Below are 23,471 nucleotides of genomic sequence, written 5' to 3'. Positions count from 1 at the left end.
GGCGTGGGCCGTCGTCGTGGCCGGCGGGGCCGTCCCCGGCACGCCCGGCGCGGCGGCCGACCCGGGCGCCGAGGGCGCGCCGGTGCTCGCCCCGGCGGTCCGCGCCGCCCTCGACGCGGCGGCCGCGCCGGGCGCCTGGGCGTGGCAGGTCACGGACGTCCCGGGCGGGCACGAGCACCTGCCGGCGTCCTACGCGGTGGCCGAGGGGGAGGCCGTCGAGGCCGACCGGTCCGTGCGGGCGTAGCCCCCGCACGGGACCGGTGGCTCAGGAGGCCCGCAGCCTCACGAGACCAGGGACGCGGCGACCGCGTCGGCCTCCCCGTCCCGCCCGAGGGCCCGCAGGGTGCCCACGAGCTCGTCGGCCACGGCGGCCCGCGCGTCGCGGTCGTCGGTCACGTCCAGCCCCTCCAGCGCGGCCCGCAGCGGGTCCACCGCCGCCGCGGCGTCGCCGGCGGAGCGGTGCGCGTTGCCGGTCAGCCAGAATGCGTGGGCGGCGTCGCGGGCGAGGCCGGCGCGGCCGAACTCCTCGGCGACGCGCTCGGCCTCGGCCGCTGCCTCCGCGTGCCGGCCCTCGGTCGCGACGAGCCGGGCCCGGACGTCGCGCAGCTGCAGGACCTCGGCCGCGACCTGGGCGGCGCGCCGCTCGGCGAGCTCCCGCGCGAGGTCGGGGGTGGGCGCCTCGGGCAGGCCGTCCGTCGCCCTGCCGAGGTCGTCGAGGGTGCGTCCGACGGCGGCCTGCGCGGCCTCCAGGTCGCCGGCGCGCGCCTGCACCGCGGCGGCGGCGCGGACCACGGGTCCGACGAACACCGGGTCGCTGCCGGCGGCCCGGAGCAGGCCGACGGCACGCACGAACGCGGGTGCGGCACCCTCGTCGTCGCCGAGGACCGCGGCGATCTGCGCGGCCTCGGCCAGCGCGAAGCCGGCGTCCTCGAGCCGGCCGGCCTCCTCGGCGAGGCGCGAGGCCTCCAGGTAGACGCCGGACGCCGCGACCGGGTCGGGTGTCTCGTCCGCGCGGGCCAGCGCCGCGGCGACCGGGTCCGCGTCGACGAACCCGCCGACGTCGATGCCGGCGGGGGACTGCGCGTCGACGCCCGCGGGCGCGTCGGGCACCGCAGGGTCCTTCACGGGGCCCACCTCGGCGGCGGCGCGCGCCGCGGCGGCGAGCACGCCGATCTCGACGGGGAGGAGGCGCGACCGTCGCTCCCACGCGGCCTCGAGGAGCCGCGCGTGACGGTCGGTGCCGTTGCGCGCGTCGAAGGCGGCGGCGAGGGGCGCGGCCTGGGCGCGCGCCCAGTCGTCGAGCTCCGCGACCGTCGTCGCGGGCACGCCGGGCAGGTCCACCCGCGCCCCGGGCCGCGACTCGCGCAGGACCCCCGAGGCCACGGCCACGTGGGTGAGGACGGCGAGCCGCTCGCCCGGCGAGTCGGAGACGGTGAGGTGCTCGGCGTGGGCGTGCAGCAGCCGCAGGGCCCGGTCCGGGTGGCCGGCCCGGGCCAGGAACTCCACGTGCCGGGCGACGGAGATCTCCTTCGAGACGGCCGCGTCGAGGTGGCTCATGGCGCTGCGGTGCGCGGCCGCGGCGCCCGCGGCGTCGCCGAGGTCCAGCAGGAGCAGCTCCAGCAGCGCCTCCATGCCCGCGGGCTCGTCCCCGCAGCTCGCGCCCGAGCGCGCGGCCGCGGCGACGAGGTCGGCCGCCTCCCGGACGTGGCCGGTCTCGGCCAGGTACTCGGCCTGCTGGCTCGGTGTGCAGGCTGCGCAGTCGGAGAAGCTGTCGCGCGGCGTGGTGATCCACGTGCGGTAGGCGGCCTCGGTGCCCGGGTCGCCCTGCGAGCGGAGCCAGGCGAACCGCTCGCCCGCCACCGCGCTGGTCCCGTTGCCCGCGAGGGCGTAGCGGCGCTCCATGTCGTCGAGCGTCGCGTCGATCTGGGCCGTCGGGACGGAGGGGAACCGGGCGAGCAGCCCGACCATCCACTTGAACGACCAGAACAGCGAGTGCTGGTCGCTGCCGTCGAAGAGGTCCGGGCGCTCGTCCCACCAGCGGACCATCTGGGTGAAGGGCAGGAACGCCTTCTCCGCCTCCGGGGTCGAGGTGTAGGAGTCGACCAGCGCGAACAGGGCGTACGCGCGCGCCTCGTCCGGCCCCTCCGCGGTGATGCGCGCGGCCTCCTGCTCGGCGGCGGCGCTGCGGGCCACGCCGTACGGCATGCCCATGATCGTCGAGACGGCGCGGTTCGCCTCGTCCAGGGTGCGGGTCATCGTGCGTCGTCCTCGGTCTCGTGTCCGGGCTGGGTGCCCGACGGGTCGGGTGGGGCGGGCAGCGCGCGCTCCAGGAGCGTGCGCAGGGCGTCGTCGAGCAGCCCGGCCTCCGCGCCCGCCAGCGGGCGGCCGGAGGCGAGGAGCGCCGTGACGTAGAGGGACCGTGCGCCGGCCGCGCGGACGGGGGCGTCCGGGGCGGCGAGCAGGGCACGGACCGTCGGGTTGGCGTCGTTCAGCACCAGCCGTCGCGCGCGGGCCGGACCGGTGAGGCCGGCGAGCACCGTGCCCCACACGTCCGCGGGCCCGTCGTCCGGCGAGGCCACCTCCCGGGCCTGCCGCGCGTGCTCGCCGTCCCGGTCGGTCAGGAGCATGGCGGGCACCTCGACGGGCTCGAAGACGCGCAGCTCGACGTCGCAGTCCTGGTCGGCCAGGTCGTCGCGCAGCGCGGACAGGGCGTCCGTCACCTCGAGCTCGCGCACGGGCGCGACGGCGGCGAGGACGGCCTCGAGGTCGCCCGGTGCCACGGGCGCGAGGCGCCAGCCCGGGTGCCGTCGCGCGACGCGCGCCAGCAGGTCGGCGTCGTACACGTAGCCCGCGTTGAGCACGGGCAGCCCCTGCGCGGCCGCGACGGCGGCCACCCGGCGGTACTCCTCGACGCTCGTGGTCCACAGCACGCGCGCCGGAGCGGCGCCGTCGGCGGGCTCGGCGAGGTCGGCGAGGGTGCGGGTGCCGACGGTGGTCTCGAAGGGCAGCACGCGGGCGGCGAGGTCGAGCATCGCGTCGTCCTGCACGGCCAGGGCGCGGACGGCCAGGTGGTGCGTGGACAGGAAGGCGCGGGAGAGCGGCGACGGCTCGGCGAGCGTCTCGAGCGTCCAGGCGCGCACGCGCTCGCCGAGCGCCTCGCGCGCGGCGAGCAGGATCTCGTCCTCGAACAGGCCCTCGCGCGACGCCGTGGGGCGCAGCGCCGTGGCGTCCACGACGCAGCGCACGAAGAACGCCCAGTCGGGGAGCAGGCCCTCGACACCCGTGCCGAGCAGCATCCGCTTGAGCGACACCCGGTGGTGCGCCGAGGTGGACGGCGCGACGGCGGCGGGCAGCACGAAGGCGACGCCCGTGAGGCCCGCGACCGGCAGGTCGAGGTCCACGTGCGCCAGCGGCGTGAAGCCGAGCGTGCGCTCGCAGTAGGCCGCCAGCGCCCGGCCGCGCTCGGCGTCGTCCGCGTACGCCCGCCGCCACGGCAGCTCGTCGCCGCTGAGCCGCCGGCGGACCCTGTCGCCGTCGTCCAGGCGCACCTCGATCGACACGTCCACCGGGAGCAGGCCGCCGAAGTCGGCCGCGAGGGCGGCCACCGTGCCGGGCTCGAGCCAGTGCTCCGCGTCCCGCAGGGGCCGCAGCCGCACGACGCTGCCGGGTTCCGTGGGCGCCTGCGGGTCCGCGGGGTCCAGCTCGGTCAGCTCGTACCGGCCGTCGGCGTAGCCGCGCCAGCGCACCGGCGGCGCCTCGGGGGATCGGGCCGAGCGGGAGACCAGGTCGATCTCGTCCGCGACCATGAACGCCGACAGCAGCCCGATGCCGAACTGGCCCAGGAACTCCTCGCGCCCGCCGCCGAAGCCGCCGCCGAGCGCTCCCGCCAGGGGGTCCGTGGCGGGGTCCAGCGGGTCGGCGTCCCGCTTCGAGCTGCGGCCGATGGTGGCCAGCAGGTCGCGCGCCTCGTCGGTCGTGAGGCCCACGCCCGTGTCGTGCACCTCGAGGCCACCGTCGTCCAGCGGCCGCAGGAGCACGCGCGCGGGCGCGTCGGCGTCGAGGGCGCGGCGCGCCGTGATCGCGTCCACGCCGTTCTGGAGCAGCTCGCGCAGGTAGACCCGCGGGCTGGAGTACAGGTGTCGGCTGAGCAGCTCGACGAGCCCCCGCAGGTCGACCTGGAACGCGTCGGTGCCGCTGCTCACCGTGCGTCGCCGGCGGTCTCGGGCGCGGGGTACCGCTCGTCGAGGGTCTCGAAGAACGACAGGCCCGTGGCGAGGCCGCAGTCGACGATGCGCTCCAGCTGCTCGTCGTTCGCGCCGCTGCGCAGGTCGGTCGCCACCTCGGCGTACACGACGACGCCCGAGCCGTCGTCCTCCGGGCGGGCGAAGACCTTGGGCCAGATCCGCTCGACGTTCCAGGCGTTGAGCAGCCCGGTGAGCGTCTCCAGCTCGGCCACGGGCAGCGTGCGGCTCCAGCGGCCGCGGATCTGCAGGATCCCGCGCGGCTCGCCCACCAGGAGGAAGTAGAACGTGTTGTCGTCCCAGACGCCGCCGAGGTCGCCGTCGTCGTCGATGCCGAAGTACCAGTCCCGGCGCGTCATGAGCGCCTCGAGCCGGTCGCGCGTCAGCGCGGCGGGGGCGGCGGACGCCGCGTCGGTCGGCTTGGTGAAGTAGCCCATGGGTCCTCGGTTCCGTGCGATGGCCGGGGCGCGCGAAGATCGTCGCGCCGGGCAGCGGTGTGGGTGGCGAAGGACACCCTAACCAGCCCGTCCGACAGGCGGCCCGGGCGGGTCGTGGCCGTCGGGCTAGGGTCGTCGCGTGAGCGCACCGCCCCCCGCCCCGAGCCCGTCGGGCGCCCCCGTGATCGTGGCCGTCGTCGGCCCCACCGCCACAGGGAAGTCCGACCTCGCGCTCGACCTCGCCCAGGCCCTGTCCCGCGGGGGCGAGGCCGACCTGCGCGGCGCGGCCGACGCCGAGGTCGTCAACGCGGACGCCTTCCAGCTCTACCGCGGCATGGACGTCGGCACCGCGAAGGTGCCGGCCGTCGAGCGCCGGGGGATCGTGCACCACCAGCTCGACGTGCTGGACCCGCGCGAGGACGCGTCCGTCGCGCGCTATCAGCTCGAGGCCCGCGCCGACCTCGACGCCATCGCGGGCCGCGGCGCCCGCGCCGTCGTCGTGGGCGGCTCCGGGCTCTACGTGCGGGCCCTGCTCGACCACATGGACTTCCCCGGCACCGACCCCGACGTGCGGTCCCGCCTCGAGGAGCGCGCCGAGCGGGAGGGCCGGCGGGCGCTGCACGACGAGCTCGCCCGGCTGGACCCCGGCGCCGCGGCGTCGATCGGACCCCACAACACGCGCCGGATCGTCCGGGCGCTCGAGGTCATCGAGCTCACCGGGCGCCCGTACACGGCGAACCTCCCGCGCCAGGAGCACGTGCGGCCGGCCGTGCAGATCGGGCTGGACTGCGACCGTGAGGTGCTCGACGCGCGGGTGGCCCACCGCGTCGAGCGGATGTGGGACGAAGGGCTCGTCGCCGAGGTCCGCGGGCTCGCCTCCCCGGAGCAGGGCGGCACCGGGCCCGGGCTCGGCACGACGGCGGCCCGCGCCGTGGGCTACGCGGAGCTGCTCGCGTGCTGGCGCGGGGAGCTCACCTTCGACGCCGCCCGCGAGGCGATCGTGGCGAACACGCGCCGCCTGGCGCGCAAGCAGATGGGCTGGTTCGGCCGCGACCCGCGCGTGCGCTGGCTCGACGCCGGGTCGCCCGACCTGCTCGAGGAGGCGCTCGCGGTGGTCCGCGCCGCCGACGGGGGCACGCTGCCGGCGCCCGGCACGCGGGCCGTGCGCCGTAGTCTGGGCTCATGACGCTGCGCTTCACCAAGGGCCACGGCACCCAGAACGACTTCGTGCTGGTCGCCGACACCCGGGGAGACCTTGAGCTGACCCCCGAGCACGTGCGGCGCCTCACCGACCGGCGGGGCGGGATCGGCGGCGACGGCGTCATCCGGCTCACCCCCACGGCGGCGATCGCGCGCTCCGGGGAGCCGGTCGCCGACGCGGTGCTCGCCGAGGAGCCCACGGCGATCTGGTTCATGGACTACCGCAACGCCGACGGCTCCGTCGCGCAGATGTGCGGCAACGGCGTGCGTGTCTTCACCGCGTTCGCCGAGCAGCTCGGCCTCGCCGACCTCGCCGACGGGCAGGAGCTCGCCCTCGGGACCCGGGCCGGCGTGCGCCGGGTCCGCAAGGAGCCGGGCGGCTGGTACGCCGTCGACATGGGCGCCTGGTCGCTGCCCGGCGGGGACGAGGCCGCCCGGCGCGGGGCGGACGCGGCGGTGCTGGTGCGCGGCTGGTCGGCGCCCCGGCCGGCGCTGGGCGTCGACATGGGCAACCCGCACACCGTGGTCGCGCTCGCGCGCACCGAGGAGCTCGAGGACGCCGACCTGACCCGCGCCCCGGAGGTGGACCCGCTGCCGCCCGAGGGCACCAACGTGGAGCTCGTCGTGCCGCTGCCGGAGGCCACGGGTCCCGACGGGAGCCCGGTCGGGCGACTGCGCATGCGCGTGCACGAGCGGGGTGTGGGCGAGACGCGCTCGTGCGGGACGGGCGCGTGCGCCGCGGCGCTCGCGGTGCGCGCCTGGGCGCTCGCCGGCGCGGCCGGCCCCGTGCCGGACATCTGGGAGGTGGAGGTGCCCGGGGGCCTCGTGCGGGTCCGTCTGCTCGAGGGCGGGCACGTGGAGCTCGCCGGCCCGGCGGAGCTCGTGTTCAGCGGCGAGACCGAGCTCTGACCCCTGACCCGTCGAGCCCGCGGTCGGTCAGACGACCCGCAGGACGCGGAACCCCTTCGAGGACGTGGTGCGCTCGACGTCGCGCCCGAGCTCGTCCTCGATCCACCGGGCGAGGGAGTCCGAGCCCAGGTTCTTCTGCACCACCAGCCACGCCTCCGCCTCGGGGGCGAGGCGCGGGAGCCAGGCGCGCATCAGGTCGTGCAGCACCGCCTTGCCCACCCGGATCGGCGGGTTCGACCAGATCGCGGCGAACCGCACGTCGTCCGGGACCTCCTCCGCGCGCACCGCGCGGACGTTCTCCAGGCCGAGCCGGTCCGCCGTCGAGCGCAGCAGGTCGAGCGCCCGCTCGTTGACGTCCACCGCCCAGACGGTCGCGTCGGGCGAGGTCAGCGCCATCGTGAGGGCGATCGGGCCCCAGCCGCAGCCGAGGTCGAGGAGGTCGCCGGTCGCCGGCGGCACCGGCACCTCGCGCAGCAGCACCTGGGTGCCCTTGTCCACGCCCCCGGGGGAGAAGACCCCGCCCGCGACGTCCACCTCCACGTCCTGGCCGGCCAGCCGGACGACGGCGCGGCGGCGCTCGGCGTCGGAGGCCGGGCGGGCGGTGAAGTAGTGGTCGGGCTGCTCGGTCACCCGCCGATCCTAGGTCGCCCGCGGCCCGGACCCACGAAATTCTCTCCGCCGGGACGATCTCGCGTGGGACCCTTGTTGGAGCAGAAGGACGGCCAGGCCGTCGATCCCGACCCGAGAGGCACACCTTGACCCACACCCCGACCAACCCCGACACCCCGCAGGCCGACGAGACCTCCGGCGCCGAGAGCACGGCGGCCGACCGGCGCGCGGCCGAGCGCGACGCCCAGGCGATCGCGCAGGACGTCGTGGCTCGGGTGCTCGCTCGGGCCGGGACGGCGCGCGCCGAGGGCGCCACGGTGCACACGACGCACGACGGCGACCAGCTCGACCTGGAGGAGCGGATCTCGCTGCGCCGCGTGGGCGGGCTCTCCACGGAGCTCGAGGACGTCACCGAGGTCGAGTACCGGCAGCTGCGCCTGGAGCGCGTCGTCCTCGTCGGCCTGTACTCCGGCGGCGAGGCCGCCGCCCGTGACGCCGAGGTCTCGCTCCGCGAGCTCGCGGCCCTCGCGGAGACGGCAGGCTCGCAGGTCCTCGACGGCCTGCTGCAGCGCCGGCAGAAGCCCGACCCGGGTACCTACCTCGGGTCCGGCAAGGCGGCCGAGCTGGCCGAGGTCGTCGCCGCCGTGGGCGCCGACACGGTCGTCGCGGACACCGAGCTGGCGCCCTCCCAGCGGCGCGCGCTCGAGGACATCGTCAAGGTGAAGGTCGTCGACCGGACCGCCCTGATCCTCGACATCTTCGCCCAGCACGCCAAGTCGCGTGAGGGCAAGGCGCAGGTCGAGCTCGCGCAGCTCGAGTACCTGCTCCCGCGCCTGCGCGGCTGGGGCGACTCGATGTCCCGCCAGGCCGGCGGCCAGGTGGGCGGCCAGGGCGCCGGCATGGGCTCCCGCGGCCCCGGTGAGACGAAGATCGAGCTGGACCGCCGGCGGATCCGCAACCGGATGGCCAAGCTGCGCCGCGAGATCGCGGCGATGGCGCCCGGGCGCGAGACCAAGCGGCTGGACCGCAAGCGGCACGGCGTGCCGAACGTCGCGATCGCGGGCTACACGAACGCGGGCAAGTCGTCGCTGCTCAACGCGATGACCGACGCCGGCGTCCTCGTGGAGAACGCCCTGTTCGCCACGCTGGACCCGACCGTCCGCAGGTCGCGCACCGAGGACGGGCGGCCGTACACCCTCACCGACACCGTCGGGTTCGTGCGCCACCTGCCGCACCAGCTCGTGGAGGCGTTCCGCTCCACCCTCGAGGAGGTGGGCGACGCCGCGCTGCTCCTGCACGTGGTCGACGTCTCCCACCCGGACCCCGAGGGGCAGATCGCCGCGGTCCGCGAGGTGCTGGCCGAGATCCCCGGCATCGCCGACGTGCGCGAGGTCGTGGTGCTGAACAAGGCCGACGTCGCCGACCCGGCCGTGGTCGGTCGCGTGCAGCGTCGCGAGCGGCACAGCGTCGTCGTGTCCGCCCACTCGGGCGAGGGCATGGCCGAGCTGCGCGAGCTGGTGGCCGCCGAGCTGCCCCAGCCGCAGGTCGAGATCGACCTCGTGGTGCCGTACTCCCGCGGCGACCTCGTGCACCGCGCGCACGAGACCGGCGGCTCCGTGGCCGAGGAGCACCTCGCCGAGGGCACGCGCCTGCGCGGTCGCGTCGACGAGGGCCTCGCGGCGGAGCTGCGGCACGTCGCCGTCACGGGCTGACCACCCGGCGGCGGGCGCTCCCCCGGGGGCGTCCGCCGCCGTCCCCCGTCCTCGGCGCGCGGCGTCCGGGGGTCGGTGACCCGCCCTAGGATCGTCGGGTGACCTCCGCCGACACCCCCGACGCCCAGCAGCTCCTCGACCTGGCGGTGGGGGCGCTCGGCGGCGGCCGGCGCGACGGGCAGCACCAGATGGCGGCCGCCGTCGCAGAGTCAGTCGAGGAGGGCCGGCACCTGCTCGTCCAGGCCGGCACCGGCACCGGAAAGTCGCTCGCCTACCTGGTGCCCGCCGTGCGGCACGCCGTCGTCGACGGCAAGCGCGTCATCGTCTCGACGGCCACCCTGGCGCTCCAGCGCCAGGTCGTGACGCGCGACCTGCCCCTGGTCGCGGAGGCGGTGGGGCCGAAGCTGCCGCGCGCGCCCAAGGTGGCGCTGCTCAAGGGCTGGCACAACTACCTGTGCAAGCACAAGGTCACCGGCGGGTACCCGGTCGAGGGCGCCACCCTGTTCGACCTGCCCGCCGACCCCGGCCCGGGCGAGGGCGCCGGTGCCGAGCAGCACCCCGCGCCCACCGCGTCGCGCGGCCGCGGCGGTCGTGCGGACGACGCCGCGAGCCTCGCCGACCACGTGCGGCGGCTGCACGCCTGGGCGGACGAGACCGACACCGGCGACCGCGACGACCTCGTCCCCGGCGTCCCGGACCGCGCCTGGCGCCAGGTGTCGGTCACGGCCCTGGAGTGCCTCGGCAACCGCTGCCCCCTGCTGACGGAGTGCTTTCCGGAGCACGCCCGCGCCGCGGCGCGCGAGGCCGACGTCGTCGTGACCAACCACGCGATGCTCGGCATCGCCGTCTCCGGGAGCCCCGGCGTGCTGCCCGAGCACGACGCGGTCGTCGTCGACGAGGCCCACGAGCTCGCGGAGCGCGTGACCGCGGCCGCCACCGTCGACCTCTCCCTGACCGTGGTGGAGCACGCCGCGCGCCTCGCGCGCCGCCACGGGGGCACCGAGACCTCGGCGCTCGACGCGGCGTCCCAGCAGCTCGGCACGCTGCTCGCCACCGCCCCGGCGGAGCGCTTCCCCCAGGGCCTGCCCGACGACCTGCGCGTGGCCGTCGCCGCCGTGCGCGACGCCGCGCGGGAGCTCCTCACCCGGCTCAAGCCCGCGGGGGAGCCCAAGGGCCAGGCCGCGCCGGACGCGGGGATGAAGATGGCGCAGTCCGCCGTGCTGCAGCTCTTCGAGGTCGCGGAGCGCATGGCGGCGGAGGACACGACGGCGGACGTCCTGTGGTGCTCCCGGCCGCCCGAGAACGCCCCCTGGGCCGGCGACGGCGTCACCCGGCTGCACGCGGCGCCGCTGGCGGTGGCGGGCCTCATCCGCACGCACCTGCTCGGGGAGGCCACGGGCGTCTTCACCTCCGCGACCCTCGCGCTCGGCGGCACCTTCGACCCGGTCGCGCGGTCCCTCGGCCTGGCGGGCTCGGGCGGCACGGACGAGACGGCCGACTGGACCGGTCTCGACGTGGGCAGCCCGTTCGACTACCCGCGCCAGGGGATCCTCTACGTCGCCCGGCACCTGCCCGCCCCGGGCCGCGAGCCGACCACCGACGCCCAGCTCGACGAGATCGGGGGCCTCATCGAGGCCGCCGGCGGCCGCACCCTCGGGCTGTTCTCCTCCCGGCGCGCGGCGCTCGCCGCGGCCGAGGCGATGCGTGAACGGCTCGACGTGCCGATCCTGTGCCAGGGCGACGACCAGCTGCCCACCCTGGTGAAGGCGTTCGCCGACGACCCGGCGACGTGCCTCTTCGGCACCCTGTCGCTCTGGCAGGGCGTGGACGTCCCCGGGCCCAGCTGCCAGCTGGTGCTCGTCGACCGGATCCCGTTCCCGCGCCCGGACGACCCGGTGAAGGCCGCCCGGGCTCGCTCGGTCGAGCAGGCGGGCGGCAACGGGTTCATGCAGGTCTCCGCCACGCACGCGGCGCTGCTGCTGGCCCAGGGCGCCGGCCGCCTGGTGCGCACGGGGGACGACCGGGGCGTCGTCGCGGTCCTCGACCCGCGGCTGGCGACGGCCCGCTACGGGTCGTTCCTCACCCGGTCGATGCCGGACTTCTGGCCCACCACCGACGGCGAGCTGGTCCGCGCTGCGCTGCGGCGCCTGGACACCTAGCCTGGGCCCGTGGACGGCACACGCAGCACGACCAAGCTCGCGATCGTCGGCGCCGGCGCGGTGGGTTCCACCCTCGCGTACGCGGCGCTCGCCCGGGGGGCGGCGCGCTCCGTCGCCCTGATGGACGTCAACCGCGCCAAGGTCGAGGCCGAGGTCCTCGACCTGCGGCACGGGAGCATGTTCATCCCGCAGGCGGAGATCGAGGGCTCGGACGACGTCGAGGTGTGTCGCGGGGCGGACGTCGTGGCCGTCACCGCCGGGGCCAAGCAGAAGCCGGGCCAGAGTCGCCTGGACCTGGCCGAGGCGACCGTGGGCCTCACCCGCACGATCCTGCCGCAGCTCCTCGAGGTCGCCCCGGACGCGGTCTACCTCATGGTGACGAACCCCGTCGACGTGGTGACGTACGCGGCGCAGGAGATCAGCGGGCTGCCGCGCGAGCGCGTCTTCGGCAGCGGCACCGTCCTCGACTCCTCCCGGCTGCGCGACGCGCTCGCCCGGCACTGCGGGGTCGCCGTCGGCAACGTGCACGCGAACATCGCGGGCGAGCACGGCGACTCGGAGATCGTGCTGTGGAGCTCGGCGACGATCGCCGGGGTGCCGCTGCTGGACTGGCGCCCCTTCCGCGGGCGGCCGCCGCTCGACGAGCCCGCCCGGCACCGGATCGCCACGGACGTGGTGGAGTCCGCCTACCGGGTCATCGCCGGCAAGGGGGCCACGAACTACGCCGTGGGGCTGGCGGCGACCCGCATCATCGAGGCGGTCCTCAACGACGAGCACCGCGTGATGAACGTGTCGTCGCGCCTGGACGGCTTCTACGGGATCAGCGACGTCTGCCTCTCCGTGCCGTCCCTCGTCGACCGGCGCGGTGTGGCGGAGACGATCGACACCCCGCTGTCCGACGACGAGGTCGCCGGCCTGCGGGCGTCGGCCGAGGGCATGCGCGAGGTGCAGCGCCGACTCGGCCTCTGAGCCCCTGACGCGCCGGACCCCCGGCCCGGTGCGGGCCGGGGGTCCGGCGTCTCGTCAGAGGCTGCGGAGCACGGCCACGACCCGGCCGAGCACCTGGGCCTCGTCGCCCGGGATGGGGGAGTAGGCGGCGTTCTGCGGCATGAGCCACGTGTGGCCGCCGGTCTGCTTGAAGGTCTTGACCGTCGCCTCGCCGTCGATCATCGCGGCGACGACCTCGCCGTTCTCCGCGACCGGCTGGCTGCGCACGACCACCCAGTCGCCGTCGCAGATGGCGGCGTCGACCATCGAGTCGCCCGCCACCTTGAGCAGGAACAGGTCCCCGTCGCCGACGACCTGGCGGGGCAGGGGGAAGACGTCCTCGACGACCTGCTCGGCGAGGATCGGGCCGCCCGCCGCGATCCGGCCCACGAGCGGGACGTAGGAGGGTGCCTCGGCCGGCTGCGCGTCCGAGCCGGCGACCGACCCGGCGACGAATCCCGGCGTGCGCGGCGCGGAGACCTGTCCCTCGCCGTCCGACGTCGCGGGCGCCTCGGGGTCGACGACCTCGATCGCGCGCGGCCGGTTGGGGTCGCGGCGCAGGAAGCCCTTGCGCTCCAGGGTGGTGAGCTGGTGCTTGACCGACGAGGGGCTCGCGAGGCCCACGGCCTCGCCGATCTCCCGCATGGTCGGCGGGTACCCGCGGTCCTCGACGGAGCGCCGGATCGTCTCGAGGACGCGCCGCTGGCGCGGGGTGAGCCGGTCGGCCGAGGGGACGATCTCGCTCACCGACGCGAGCGCGGCCTCGGGGGCGACAGGCGTGTCCTCGGGGGTCTCCTGCCGCGCCGGCCACGGCGTGGCAACCGTCGTGGACGCCGGGGCCTGGTCCCGTCCGCTGGTCATCGCGTTCTCCGTCCTGCAGGGGCGCGGCCCGCGGGCGGGCCGATGAAATCCGACAAACCTTCCATCGCGCTGCTGGTCACTCTAGGCCAGTTCCGGCCCGACATCAAACATCTGTTCGATCAGCCCTCGACCGTGTCGCCGGGACGTGGTACACCTAGTACAGCAGTTCGACGTACAGGTGTTCGACGAACGGATGTTCGACGGCAGCCGCCCGACGGGCGACGACGCGACGTGAACCGGAGGCAGGACGATGCAGAACCCGCGCAGCACCACCGACGCACCCGGGTTCCTCGGGCTGGGCGGGCTCCGGCTCACCCGGCGGGGGCGCGTCGTGATCGCCGCCCTCGTCCTGCTCGTGCTGGTCGCCGCCGGGCTCGTGGGCCAGCGCGCCGTCGCGGACGCGCCGGGGTCGGGCGTGGAGGTCCGGCTCCACACGGTCCAGCCGGGCGAGACCCTGTGGCAGTACGCGCGCTCGGTCCGGGACACGGGCGACGACCTGCGTGACGTCGTCGCCGACCTGCGCCAGCTCAACGGCCTCACGACGGCCGAGCTGCAGGCCGGTCAGGTGGTCCTCCTGCCCGAGGACTGAGCGCGCGCTGCGCGACCTGGGCGGCGACGGTGCGAGGATGGACCCTGCTTGCGCCGGGCGCGGCGTCCCGCTTACCTTGTCGGGCAGCCGGGCGCCGGTCCGGAGCCGAGCGCAGGAGACCAGCGATGCACTGCCCGTTCTGCCGCCACGCGGACTCGCGAGTCATCGACTCGCGCACCTCCGACGACGGTTCGTCCATCCGCCGACGGCGGCAGTGCCCGGCGTGCCAGCGCCGCTTCACGACGATCGAGACGGCGAGCCTGTCCGTCGCCAAGCGCTCCGGCGTCACCGAGCCGTTCAGCCGTGACAAGGTCGTCGCCGGGGTGCGCAAGGCGTGCCAGGGCAGGCCCGTGAGCTCCGACGACCTCGCGCTGCTGGCGCAACGGGTCGAGGAGACGCTGCGCGCGTCGGGTCGTCCCGAGATCGAGGCGAACGAGGTCGGGCTGGCGATCCTGGGGCCGCTGCGCGAGCTGGACGAGGTGGCCTACCTGCGGTTCGCGAGCGTCTACCAGTCGTTCGAGTCCCTCGAGGACTTCGAGAGCGCGATCACCTCCCTGCGCGCGGAGCGCGAGGCGCGTGCCGACGACGCGGAGCGGGACGGGGGCACCGAGGGCGCGGAGCCCGCGACCGTCGGCCGCGACGCGTCGCGCTGACCCAGGGCTCAGCGACCGTTCGCGGCCCCCGGGTGCCCGCTCCGGGCGCAATGCTCTTGGCGCGACGCGCGGCGGTAGAGCATGCTGGTCGGCACCAGGTGCTGCGCGGTCTGCCGTGCGAGCACGTCCACCCCGACGATGACGAGGTGATCGTGATGACGACGGACGACGCCAAGGGCGCCAAGCCCAGCGAGGACACGAAGGCGCGCTTCCGGGAGGCGCTGGAGCGGAAGAACGCCGCCAGCCACCCGACCGCCGGCAAGGACGGCAACACGGGGCAGGTGCACGGCTCGGAGACCTCCGGCCCCGTGCAGAAGATGTTCCGCCGCAAGTCCGGCTGAGCAGTCCGGTCCCACGACCACGCGAGGGCGTCCCCGGGTCTCCGGGGACGCCCTCGGCGTGTGTCGGCGTGTGTCGGCCTGTGTCGGCGTCGTGTCAGCGCGCGGCCGGGCCGGGCGGGAACTCGGGCCGCTCGAAGGCGTCGCGGATGCGCAGCCGGATCGTCGACGGCATGGCCTGCAGCTTCGCGGAGGCGCCGCGCTGCGTGACGTCCGAGATGTCCGTGACCACGTAGCCGACCTCGCCGCGGGTGGCGAGCATCTGCGCCTCGATGTTGGCGCCGTGGTCCGCGAAGACCTGGTTCACGGCGGCGAGGACGCCCGGCACGTTGCGGTGCAGCAGCATGATGCGGCCCACGCCGGTGTGCGCGAGCTGCAGGTTGGGCAGGTTGACCGAGAGGGTCGTCGAGCCGGTCTGCACGAAGTCCCGGAGCTTCTTCGAGACGAACTCGCCGATGGCCTCCTGCGCCTCCTCGGTGGAGCCGCCGACGTGCGGCGTGAGGATGACGTTGGGCAGGCCGCGCAGCGGGGAGGTGAACTCGTCGCCGCGCTTCTTCGGCTCGGCCGGGAAGACGTCGACGGCGGCGCCGCCCAGGTGGCCCGACAGGATGTGCTCCCGCAGCGCCTCGAGGTCGACCACGAAGCCCCGCGAGAGGTTGAGGAAGATCGCTCCCGGCTTCATCCCCGCGAACAGGTCGGCGCCGAAGAGGCCGGCGTTGCCGGGGCGCCCGTCGACGTGGATCGTCACGGCGTCGGCCTCGGCGAGGAGCTCCTCGACCGTCTCGACGCGGTGGGCGTTGCCCAGCGAGAGCTTCTCGGCGGTGTCGTAGAAGACGACCCGCATGCCGAGGTTCTCCGCGAGGACCGACAGCTGGGAGCCGATGTTCCCGTACCCGATGATGCCGAGGGTGCGGCCGCGCACCTCGTGCGCGCCGTCGGCGGTCTTGTCCCACACGCCGTCGTGCAGCGCCTTGTCCCGCACGCTGAGGCGGCGGGTCAGGGAGATGATCTCCGCCACCGCGAGCTCCACCACCGAGCGCGTGTTGGAGTAGGGCGCGTTGAACACGGCGACACCGTGGGCCGCGGCCGCGTCGAGGTCGATCTGGTTGGTCCCGATGGAGAAGGTGCCGACGGCCTGCAGGCCGGGGACGCTCTCCAGGACCTTGCGGGTCACGGTGGTCTTGGAACGGATGCCGAGGATCTGGAAGTCCGCGAGGGACTCGATCAGCTCGGCCTCGTCGAGCGCGCCGGAGCGCGTGACGACCTCGATGCCCGCATCACGAAGATTCTGGGCAGCGACGGGGTGGACGTTCTCGAGAAGGAGGGCTCGCAGCACGAGGCCATGGTGCGCCGTGCGGGCCCGCCCCCACAAACGCGTCTCACGCCGCGGCGAGCTCGACGATCCCCGCGGGCAGCGGCTGCTCGTGCACCACGACGAGGCGCTGGGTGGGCCGCGTCATCGCCACGTAGAGGTCGGAGGCGCCACCGGGCCCCCCGGTGACGGCCACCGGCTCGACGAGGACGACGGCGTCGAACTCGAGGCCCTTGGTCTCCCGCGGGTCGAGCACGACCACCTGCGCGTCCTCGGGGCGCTGCGCGCGCAGGCGGTCCGCCTCCGCGCGCCCGAGCGCGCCGGGGAGCACCTCCGCGACGATCGCGCGGAGCGCGTCGACCTCGTCGGCCGCGGCCACCACCGCGACCCGCCCGGCGCCGTCCGATCCCACGAACCGGGCGGCCAGCGCGGCCACCTGGTCGCGCACCTCCTGGACGAGGGCGGGCCGCGCGGGGCCGGACGGCGTGACGCGGGCGAGCTCGAGCGCCCCGGGCACCTCGCGGGCCGCCGTGAGCGGCGAGGTGGGTAGCCCCGCCGCCGCGGCCATGCGCTGAGCGGCGTCGGCGACGGCGGCCGGCGTGCGGTAGCTGACGGTGAGCTCCTCGAGGCGCCAGGAGCCGCCCAGCACGGGGTCGAGGGCCTGGCCCCACGACCGCGCGCCGGCGGCCGACGACGTCTGCGCGACGTCGCCGACGATCGTCATCGAGCGGGTCGGCACGCGACGCACGAGCATGCGCCACGCCATGGGGGAGAGCTCCTGCGCCTCGTCGACCACGACGTGGCCGTAGGTCCACGTGCGATCCTCGGCCGCGCGCTCCGCGGTGGTCAGGCGAGGCCCGGTCGACTCGAAGCGGGACGCCAGGGTCTCGGCGTCCACGAGGCCGCCGCCGGCGCCCGTGGACTCGAGCACCGAGCGGGCGTACTCGAGCTCGGCCGCGCGCTCCGCGGCACGGGCCTTCGCCTCGGCGCGCGCGATCGAGCCGTCCTCGCCGAGAAGCTCGGCGGCCTCGTCGAGCAGCGGGACGTCGGCCTCGGTCCACGGCGCGCCGGGCTCGCGGCGCACGGCGGCGCGCTCGGCGGCGGACAGCTCGGGGGCGGCCTCCGCGAGCCGGTGGGGCTTCGCGAAGAGGTCGGCGACGAGCTTCTCGGGCGAGATCGGGAACCATGCGAGGTTGAGCGCCACCCGCACGTCGCGGTGGGAGCGCAGGTCCTCCGTGACCATGGCGACGTCCTCGGGCGCGAGCTCGGTGTCCGCGGCGGACCGGTACTGGTCGACGAGGCGGGCGAGCATGTCCCGGACGAACGACGCGCGGGCCTCGTTGTGCGGCTTGTGGGTGCGGCGGGCGCGGGCGATGGCGTCGCGGACGTCGCGCCGGCGCACGACGAGGTCGTAGCCCTCGAGCCGGAACCGCACGTCGCGCTCGGGGACGCGCTCGCGGGCGCGCACGGCGCGGCGGACGACGTCGCGCCACAGGAGGCGGCCCTTGATCTCGGTGGCGACGGGGTCGTCGACGGCGGTGGCACGGATGCCGGGGAGCAGCTCGCCGACCGTCGTCGCGACCACGCCGGTCTCGCCGAGCGAGGGCAGCACCTGGTCGATGTAGCGCAGGAACGCGCGGCTCGGGCCGACCAGGAGCACGCCGCTGCGCTCCAGGACGCGGCGGTGCGCGTACAGCAGGTAGGCGGCGCGGTGCAGCGCGACGGCGGTCTTGCCGGTGCCCGGCCCGCCCTGGACGACGAGAGCGCCGGCGAGCTCGGCGCGGATGATCCGGTCCTGCTCGCCCTGGATGGTCGCGACGATGTCGGTCATCCGGCCCGTGCGCCGCGCGGCGAGCGACGCGAGCAGGGCGCCCTCGCCGGAGAGCGTCGAGGCCGCGAGCGTGCCGCCGCCCTCCTCGCCGTCGTCCCCCTGCAGGGCGTCGAGGTCGAGCACCTCGTCCTCCAGGCCGGTGACGCTGCGCCCCGAGGTCACGAGGTGCCGCCGGCGTCGGACGCCGGCGGGGTGCAGCGCCGTGGCGCGGTAGAACGGGGTCGCGGCGGGCGCGCGCCAGTCCGTCAGGAGCGAGCGGTGCTCGGCGTCGGCGAGGCCGATGCGACCGACGTACCGCGTGCCGCCGTCGTCGAGGTCGAGGCGGCCGAAGGCGAGCCGGTCCTCGACGGCGTCGAGCTGCGCGACCCGGTCCTCGTAGAGGGTCGCGAACGCGTCCCGCTCGCTGCGGTTCTGCGGAGAGCCCGAGGGGCCCGAGCGGCGGACCTCCGCGAGGCGGTCGCGCGTCGCGCGCCGCAGCTCGTCCAGTCGGGCGTAGAGGGTGTCGACGACACCCTGTTCGCGTGCCAGCTCGTCGTGCCTGCCCGCCACGCATCCTCCCAGCGTCCTTGCGCCGCGCTCACCGGGTGACGCGGCCCCTTTGCGGCGGACCATCATTGCAGATGCGGAGGCCTCCTCGGTGCACGGTCCGGGCGGTCGTGCGCGCCGCGGGCCCGGGCGCGAGGCGACGCGCCGGGGCGCCGGGCTCCGGCCGTGCGGGGGCGGCCGGGCTAGGATCTGGCCCATGAGCAGCGGCGACGTCCTGCGAGCAGGGTCCGAGGGACCCGCCGAGGACGCGACGGCGACCGTGCTCCTCGTCGAGGACGACGACGGGGACGCGCTGCTCGTCACGGAGCTGCTCGACGACGCCGACGTGGCGATCGTGCTGCGGCGCGCCCGGTCGGTCGCCGAGGCCGTGGAGGCCCTGTCCCGGCCGGGCGGCTCGCCCGGCGTCGACTGCGTCCTGCTGGACCTCGGGCTGCCCGACGCCGTCGGGCTCACGGCCGTGTCCCGGCTGCGCGAGGTCGCCGAGCGCGTGCACGACGTGCCCGCGCTCGTCGTGCTCACCGGCCTCACCGGGGGCGACCAGGGGCTGCAGGCCGTCGCCGCGGGCGCCGACGACTACCTGGTCAAGGGCGAGACCGACGCCGGGCTGCTCGGCCGGTCGCTGCGCTACGCGCTGCAGCGCCGCCGGTCCGCCGCGCAGCAGCGCGCGCTGTACCGCAGCGCGGTCCGGGCGGAGGAGACGGCGCGGCTGGAGCGCGCGCTGCTGCCCAACCCGCTCGTGGGCGACGAGCGCGTCTCGGTCATGGTGGGGTACCTGCCGGGCGGCGGCGGCCTGCTCGGCGGCGACTTCTTCGACACGGTGGAGCGGCCGGACGGGAGCGTGCTGTCCGTGGTCGGGGACGTCGCCGGGCACGGACCCGACGAGGCGGCCCTCGGGGCCACGCTCCGCACGGCCTGGCGCACGCTGGTGCTGACCGGGACCCCGCCCGAGCACGTCCTCGAGCAGCTGGAGCGGGTGCTCCTCACGGAGCGGGCCCGCCCGGAGGTCTTCGTGACCCTGGCCCAGGCGGTGGTGACGCCCGACCGGTCGGGCGTCGACCTCTACCTGGCGGGGCACCTGCCGCCCCTCCTCATCACGGGGCCGGTGGGGGACCTGAGCTGCGAGCTGCTGGCGCCCACCGGCCGCGGGCGCGCGCTGGGCGTGCCCGTCGAGGGCGGGTGGCACCCGCGCCGCATCGACCTCGACGGACCGTTCGCGCTCATGCTGTACACCGACGGGCTCGTCGAGGCCGAGGTGAACGTGGGCGCGCCGCAGCTCGCGGCCGACCCGGTCACGGGGGAGCCCTCGGTGGACGGGCTCGGCCGGGACGCGCTCGGGCTCGTCGCGCTCCAGGGCGGGGGAGCCCCGCTGGGCCCGCTGCGCCGGCGGGTGCCCCGGCTCGGGCAGTCCGGGCTGCACGACCTCGTCGCCGACGACCTGGACCGGCACGGGATCGTCGGCGTCGTCGAGCGCGTGCTGCGCCGCGTGCGCGCGCTGCACGGAGGCCCCCTGACCGACGACGCGGCCCTCCTCGTGCTCGGCTGGACCGGGCGCGACACCCCGTACCTGGGCGAGCGGTCCTCGACGCTCGCCGACTCGGCCGAGTGGGCCCGCCCGTGAGGCGCGAACGACCGCTGCACGACATCGTCCTGCGGCTGCTGCTCGTCGTCGGCGCGGTGCTGCTCCTCGCCCTCGCCGTCGCGCTGGTGGCGATCCAGCGGTCCCTCTCGCTGCTCCGGGTCGGGGCCGGCGACGAGGCGATGGACGCGGCGCACGCCTGGAACCGTGCCCTGCTCGTGGTGGTCCTCGTCCTGGTGCTGCTCGTGGTGCTCATGGGCTGGTTCATGTGGCGCGCCCTGCAGCGCGGGGTGACGCGGCCGCTCGCGCGGCTGGCGGACTCCGTGCGGGCCGCGGCCTCCGGGGCGCACGACCACGAGATCCGGGTCGAGGGCACGGGCGAGGTCGCGGCGCTCGCGGCGGACGTCGAGCACATGCGGCGGGAGCTGGTGGCGCAGGTGGCGGAGGTGCGCGCGTCGCACGAGGAGACGGAGCGCACGCACGCGCGGCTCGCCCAGCAGGCGCGGGAGCTGGCCCGGTCCAACCAGGAGCTCGCGCGCTCGAACCGCGACCTGGAGCAGTTCGCCTACGTCGCGTCGCACGACCTGCAGGAGCCGCTGCGCAAGGTCGCCAGCTTCACCCAGCTGCTGCAGAAGCGCTACGGCGAGCAGCTGGACGACCGGGCCGACCAGTACATCGCGTTCGCCGTCGACGGTGCGCTGCGCATGCAGCGGCTCATCCAGGACCTGCTGAGCTTCTCGCGCGTGGGGCGCTCGGGCGGTCCGAAGGAGGACGTCGACCTCGGGCAGATCCTCGAGCAGGTGCGGCACGACCTGGGCGAGCGCATCGCCGAGGCGGGTGCGGAGGTCACCCACGACCCGCTGCCGGTGGTGCACGGCGAGCGGGCGCTGCTGGCGATGCTGCTGACCAACGTGGTGGGCAACGCGGTGAAGTTCCGCGACCCGGAGCGGCCTCCGCGCATCCACGTGTCGGCGCGCCGCCTGCCCGGCCCCGAGGCGGGCTGGGAGATCTCCTGCGCGGACAACGGGATCGGGATCGACCCGCAGTACGCGGACCGCGTCTTCGTCATCTTCCAGCGGCTGCACCCCAAGGACGTCTACACGGGCACCGGCATCGGGCTCGCCCTGGTCAAGCGGGTGGTCGAGCACCACGGCGGGAGCGTCTGGCTCGAGCCGTCGGAGGCCGGCGGGACCACCGTCCGCTGGACCCTGCCCGACGGTGACGAGGCGACCGGCGCCGTCGTCGGTTAGGCTCGGGGCACGTCGCTGACCTGCGACGACGCACCTGGAGTGCGCCCCGACCGGGGAGCTCGACGACGGCGAGGAGTGGCGATGGCGGACCAGCAGGCGGGTATCGAGGTCCTCCTCGTCGAGGACGACCCGGGCGACGTGCTCATGACGCGCGAGGCGTTCGAGGAGCACAAGGTCGTCAACCGGCTCTCGGTGGTCGCCGACGGTGTGAGCGCGATGGCGTACCTGCGCAAGGAGGGCGAGCACGCGGACGCCGCCACGCCGGACCTGATCCTGCTCGACCTCAACCTGCCGCGGATGGACGGCCGCGAGGTGCTCGCCGCCGTCAAGGCCGACGAGCGGCTCAAGCACATCCCGGTGGTCGTGCTCACGACCTCGGAGGCGGAGGAGGACGTCCTGCGCTCGTACTCGCTGCACGCGAACGCGTACGTGACCAAGCCCGTGGACTTCGACCGGTTCATCCAGGTGGTCCGCCAGATCGACGACTTCTTCGTCACGGTGGTGCGCCTCCCGCGCCGTTGAGGTCGACCCCGGCGGACGGGAAGGATCCTGGCGGCGGGACGGTTGTGACTCGTGCGGGTGCGAGCCCGCCGGCGTGAGCCGGAACCCGAGGAGGAGACCGTTGCTGGACCCGCAGAGCATCTACGAGGTCGACGAGGCCGCCGTCGAGCGCGTCCTGCCCCGCCGTGGGCCCGACGCCCCGCCGACCGCCGACGGACCCGTGCTGCTGCACGCCCTCGACGGGTTCGTCGACGCCGGCTCCGCGGCGGAGGTCGCCGTGGAGCACGTCACCGACGAGCTGACCACCACCCGCCTCGTGACCTTCGACGTCGACCGGCTGCTGGACTACCGCTCCAAGCGGGTCGGCATGACGTTCGACGCCGACCGATGGTCGTCCTACGACGAGCCGTTCCTGGTGATCGACCACGTGGCGGACCGCGAGGGCACCGGCTTCCTCCTGCTGCACGGGTCCGAGCCGGACCTGCAGTGGGAGCGCGTCGTCGCGGCGGTGAAGGGGCTCGTCGAGCGGTTCGACGTCTCCCTGACGGTCGGCTTCCACGGCATCCCGATGGGCGTGCCGCACACCCGCCCGCTGTCGTTGACGGCGCACGGCACGCGCCCGGGGCTGGTCGAGGACTACACGTCGTTCTTCGGGACGGTGCGCGTCCCGGGCTCGCTGGCGGCGCTGCTCGAGTACCGCCTCGGCGAGGCGGGGCACGACGCGATCGGCTTCACCGTGCACGTGCCGCACTACCTGGCGCAGTCCCGTTACGCCCCGGCGGCGGTGGTGGCGCTGCGGCACGTGGAGCGCGCCACGGGCCTGGACCTGGCGACCGGCCTCCTGTCCGAGGCAGCGGCCGACGCGACCATCGAGGTCGAGAAGCAGGTGGGCGAGTCCACCGAGGTCAAGGCCGTCGTCAGGGCGCTCGAGGAGCAGTACGACGCGTTCACGCGGTCGGTGGGGCGCCCGAGCCTGCTCGCCGAGCAGGCGCCGCTGCCCACGGCGGAGGAGCTCGGCGCGGAGTTCGAGCGGTTCCTGGCCCAGCAGGACGACGACTGACGCCCGCAATCGGCGTTCCGCGGCATCCGCGGCATATCCGTGGCACGTCGGTGTGGTCCATGCCACACTGACCGCGTTGCAGAGGCGTTCCCCGCCGGATCGCGGCGGGGGCCTGTGCGGCGACGGGTGGCCGCCCGGTGTGCCCGTGACCGCGTGACGGAAGGTCGAAGGATCAGCATGGCGCAAGGTTCTGTGAAGTGGTTCAACTCCGAGAAGGGCTTCGGCTTCATCGCACAGGACGACGGCGGCGCCGACGTCTTCGTGCACTACTCCGCGATCCAGTCGCAGGGGTACCGCTCCCTGGAGGAGGCCCAGCGGGTCGAGTTCGAGATCACCCAGGGTCCCAAGGGTCCGCAGGCGGAGCAGGTCGTCCCGCTCTGAGTCCCCGGCTCGTCTGACGACGGCCGCGTCCCGACGGCGGGGCGCGGCCGTCGTCGTGCGCCGGGAGGTTCAGGCGCCGGCGAACCGCGCCAGCTCGTCCCCGACCAGGAGCCGTGCGGGGACGGGCAGGCTGCGCAGGCGGCGCGCGAGCGCGGCGTCGTCCAGGTCGAGCGGCGTCGGAGGTGCTCCGCCGGTGCCGTCGCCGTCCTCGCCGTCCTCGCCGTCCTCGCCGTCCGTGGTCTCGCCGTCGGGCACGGACCGCACGGCCACGAGGACCACGTTGCCGTAGCGGCGCCCCTTGAGGATGGCGTGCTCGGCG

Annotated in this window: 21 protein-coding genes and 1 pseudogene; 14 read left to right on the top strand and 8 right to left on the bottom strand. The window is 75.6% G+C overall.

Annotated features, from left to right (window positions below):
* Nucleotides 1-244, top strand: a 244-nt coding sequence (locus tag ACFU5J_RS21130; RefSeq protein ID WP_430580027.1) for a hypothetical protein, incomplete at its 5' end; no start/stop codon positions are given.
* Nucleotides 245-282: 38 nt separating this feature from the next.
* Here the strand turns inward: ACFU5J_RS21130 and ACFU5J_RS21125 are convergent.
* From ACFU5J_RS21125 to ACFU5J_RS21115, 3 genes are read right to left on the bottom strand one after another with little or no spacing between them, the layout of a single operon-like run.
* The gene (locus ACFU5J_RS21125; RefSeq protein ID WP_430580026.1) at nucleotides 283-2,256 is read right to left on the bottom strand and encodes a hypothetical protein; all 1,974 of its coding nucleotides are present in this window, start codon (nucleotides 2,254-2,256) and stop codon (nucleotides 283-285) included.
* Complete coding sequence (locus ACFU5J_RS21120) at nucleotides 2,253-4,202, bottom strand: HSP90 family protein (RefSeq protein ID WP_430580025.1); 1,950 nt, start codon at nucleotides 4,200-4,202, stop codon at nucleotides 2,253-2,255. Before ACFU5J_RS21120 ends, ACFU5J_RS21125 begins: the two co-directional genes overlap by 4 nt.
* A complete protein-coding gene (locus tag ACFU5J_RS21115) occupies nucleotides 4,199-4,678 on the bottom strand; it encodes a YbjN domain-containing protein (protein ID WP_430575220.1) in 480 nt (159 codons plus the stop codon). Before ACFU5J_RS21115 ends, ACFU5J_RS21120 begins: the two co-directional genes overlap by 4 nt.
* Nucleotides 4,679-4,817: 139 nt before the next feature.
* Here ACFU5J_RS21115 and miaA point away from each other — a divergent pair, with 139 nt between their 5' ends.
* Nucleotides 4,818-5,864 (top strand): tRNA (adenosine(37)-N6)-dimethylallyltransferase MiaA, encoded by a 1,047-nt coding sequence (miaA, locus tag ACFU5J_RS21110; protein WP_430580024.1) that lies wholly within the window; start codon nucleotides 4,818-4,820, stop codon nucleotides 5,862-5,864.
* A complete protein-coding gene (gene dapF / locus ACFU5J_RS21105) occupies nucleotides 5,861-6,787 on the top strand; it encodes a diaminopimelate epimerase (protein ID WP_430575222.1) in 927 nt (308 codons plus the stop codon). Before miaA ends, dapF begins: the two co-directional genes overlap by 4 nt.
* Before the next feature lie 27 nt (nucleotides 6,788-6,814).
* Here the strand turns inward: dapF and ACFU5J_RS21100 are convergent, their stop codons facing one another.
* A complete protein-coding gene (locus tag ACFU5J_RS21100) occupies nucleotides 6,815-7,417 on the bottom strand; it encodes a class I SAM-dependent methyltransferase (protein WP_430575223.1) in 603 nt (200 codons plus the stop codon).
* A gap of 125 nt (nucleotides 7,418-7,542) precedes the next feature.
* Between ACFU5J_RS21100 and hflX the strand changes: the two genes are divergently transcribed.
* The 3 genes from hflX to ACFU5J_RS21085 all read left to right on the top strand — a co-directional run bounded on the left by hflX (nucleotide 7,543) and on the right by ACFU5J_RS21085 (nucleotide 12,236).
* Nucleotides 7,543-9,108, top strand: a complete 1,566-nt coding sequence (gene hflX, locus ACFU5J_RS21095; protein ID WP_430580023.1) for a GTPase HflX — start codon at nucleotides 7,543-7,545, stop codon at nucleotides 9,106-9,108.
* A 98-nt stretch (nucleotides 9,109-9,206) separates the two neighbouring features.
* A complete protein-coding gene (locus ACFU5J_RS21090; protein ID WP_430580022.1) occupies nucleotides 9,207-11,267 on the top strand; it encodes an ATP-dependent DNA helicase in 2,061 nt (686 codons plus the stop codon).
* A gap of 9 nt (nucleotides 11,268-11,276) precedes the next feature.
* Nucleotides 11,277-12,236 carry an L-lactate dehydrogenase gene (locus ACFU5J_RS21085; protein WP_430575226.1) on the top strand — a complete coding sequence of 320 codons (960 nt, stop codon included), beginning with the start codon at nucleotides 11,277-11,279 and terminating at the stop codon, nucleotides 12,234-12,236.
* Between the two features lie 54 nt (nucleotides 12,237-12,290).
* On the opposite strand, the gene lexA is transcribed toward ACFU5J_RS21085, so the two are convergent.
* Nucleotides 12,291-13,115: a transcriptional repressor LexA gene (lexA, locus tag ACFU5J_RS21080; RefSeq protein WP_430575227.1), complete on the bottom strand. Its 825-nt coding sequence runs from the start codon at nucleotides 13,113-13,115 to the stop codon at nucleotides 12,291-12,293.
* Between the two features lie 250 nt (nucleotides 13,116-13,365).
* Here lexA and ACFU5J_RS21075 point away from each other — a divergent pair, with 250 nt between their 5' ends.
* The 3 genes from ACFU5J_RS21075 (at nucleotide 13,366) to ACFU5J_RS21065 (ending at nucleotide 14,698) form a co-directional block, all read left to right on the top strand.
* On the top strand, nucleotides 13,366-13,704 hold the full coding sequence (locus tag ACFU5J_RS21075) for a LysM peptidoglycan-binding domain-containing protein (protein ID WP_430580021.1): 339 nt from the start codon (nucleotides 13,366-13,368) through the stop codon (nucleotides 13,702-13,704).
* A 125-nt stretch (nucleotides 13,705-13,829) separates the two neighbouring features.
* Entirely contained in the window at nucleotides 13,830-14,357 is a 528-nt protein-coding gene (nrdR, locus tag ACFU5J_RS21070; RefSeq protein WP_430580020.1) for a transcriptional regulator NrdR, read from the top strand.
* Nucleotides 14,358-14,512: 155 nt separating this feature from the next.
* A complete protein-coding gene (locus tag ACFU5J_RS21065) occupies nucleotides 14,513-14,698 on the top strand; it encodes a DUF5302 domain-containing protein (protein WP_430575230.1) in 186 nt (61 codons plus the stop codon).
* A 94-nt stretch (nucleotides 14,699-14,792) separates the two neighbouring features.
* Here the strand turns inward: ACFU5J_RS21065 and serA are convergent, their stop codons facing one another.
* Together serA and ACFU5J_RS21055 are read right to left on the bottom strand one after the other, a co-directional pair.
* Nucleotides 14,793-16,031, bottom strand: coding sequence for a phosphoglycerate dehydrogenase (serA, locus tag ACFU5J_RS21060; RefSeq protein WP_430575231.1), 1,239 nt, complete (start codon nucleotides 16,029-16,031; stop codon nucleotides 14,793-14,795).
* 43 nt (nucleotides 16,032-16,074) lie between these two features.
* Nucleotides 16,075-18,387, bottom strand: coding sequence for a HelD family protein (locus ACFU5J_RS21055; RefSeq protein WP_430580019.1), 2,313 nt, complete (start codon nucleotides 18,385-18,387; stop codon nucleotides 16,075-16,077).
* 193 nt (nucleotides 18,388-18,580) lie between these two features.
* Here ACFU5J_RS21055 and ACFU5J_RS21050 point away from each other — a divergent pair, with 193 nt between their 5' ends.
* The 5 genes from ACFU5J_RS21050 to ACFU5J_RS21030 all read left to right on the top strand — a co-directional run bounded on the left by ACFU5J_RS21050 (nucleotide 18,581) and on the right by ACFU5J_RS21030 (nucleotide 23,152).
* The gene (locus ACFU5J_RS21050; RefSeq protein WP_430580018.1) at nucleotides 18,581-20,002 is read left to right on the top strand and encodes a PP2C family protein-serine/threonine phosphatase; all 1,422 of its coding nucleotides are present in this window, start codon (nucleotides 18,581-18,583) and stop codon (nucleotides 20,000-20,002) included.
* Complete coding sequence (locus ACFU5J_RS21045) at nucleotides 19,999-21,210, top strand: ATP-binding protein (protein ID WP_430580017.1); 1,212 nt, start codon at nucleotides 19,999-20,001, stop codon at nucleotides 21,208-21,210. Before ACFU5J_RS21050 ends, ACFU5J_RS21045 begins: the two co-directional genes overlap by 4 nt.
* 81 nt (nucleotides 21,211-21,291) lie before the next feature.
* Nucleotides 21,292-21,732, top strand: coding sequence for a response regulator (locus ACFU5J_RS21040; protein WP_430575235.1), 441 nt, complete (start codon nucleotides 21,292-21,294; stop codon nucleotides 21,730-21,732).
* Between the two features lie 100 nt (nucleotides 21,733-21,832).
* Nucleotides 21,833-22,771, top strand: a complete 939-nt coding sequence (locus tag ACFU5J_RS21035) for a proteasome assembly chaperone family protein (protein ID WP_430575236.1) — start codon at nucleotides 21,833-21,835, stop codon at nucleotides 22,769-22,771.
* 177 nt (nucleotides 22,772-22,948) lie between these two features.
* Nucleotides 22,949-23,152: a cold-shock protein gene (locus tag ACFU5J_RS21030; RefSeq protein ID WP_079576248.1), complete on the top strand. Its 204-nt coding sequence runs from the start codon at nucleotides 22,949-22,951 to the stop codon at nucleotides 23,150-23,152.
* 69 nt (nucleotides 23,153-23,221) lie between these two features.
* On the opposite strand, the pseudogene ACFU5J_RS21025 reads toward ACFU5J_RS21030, so the two are convergent.
* Nucleotides 23,222-23,471, bottom strand: a pseudogene (locus tag ACFU5J_RS21025) (spermidine synthase); the annotation flags it as partial.

Origin of the sequence: Isoptericola sp. NPDC057559, from assembly GCF_042801555.1 — a bacterium.
Lineage (GTDB): Bacteria > Actinomycetota > Actinomycetes > Actinomycetales > Cellulomonadaceae > Isoptericola.
Note: the sequence above shows the minus strand (reverse complement) of the source record. Positions and strands in the feature narration are given on the sequence as shown.